The sequence below is a fragment of the Candidatus Hydrogenedentota bacterium genome, assembly GCA_016791475.1.
Taxonomy (GTDB): Bacteria; Hydrogenedentota; Hydrogenedentia; order Hydrogenedentales; family JAEUWI01; genus JAEUWI01.
This window is the reverse complement of sequence record JAEUWI010000357.1, coordinates 344-579: the sequence shown is the minus strand read 5'-3', so window position 1 is coordinate 579 and position 236 is coordinate 344. Positions and strand designations below refer to the sequence as shown.

At 80.5% G+C, this 236-nt stretch carries 1 protein-coding gene; it reads left to right on the top strand.

Annotated elements, in window-relative coordinates; all coding sequences use genetic code 11:
* On the top strand, nucleotides 1-174 hold a 174-nt coding region (locus tag JNK74_29660; GenBank protein MBL7650341.1), incomplete at its 5' end, for a hypothetical protein.
* Nucleotides 175-236: the final 62 nt, after the last annotated feature.

Genomic DNA, 236 nt, shown 5'->3' with positions numbered 1-236 from the left:
CGCGCGGCGACCAGCGCGGCGATCGACGAGTTCGCGGCGGCGGCGGCGGCGCGCGCGGCGGTGCTCGAGCAGCGCGACGAGGATCCGTCGCAGCTGCTCTTCTCCGATCCGCCGCAGGAGCACGTGCGCGGCGCCGGCGGCAGCGGCGGCAAGCCGACCAAGGGGGGCTCGTGATGGGGCGGAGCGGGCGAGAGCGGACCGGGGAGCGCGGGTGGGGGCGCGCGCGCGCGTGGCGC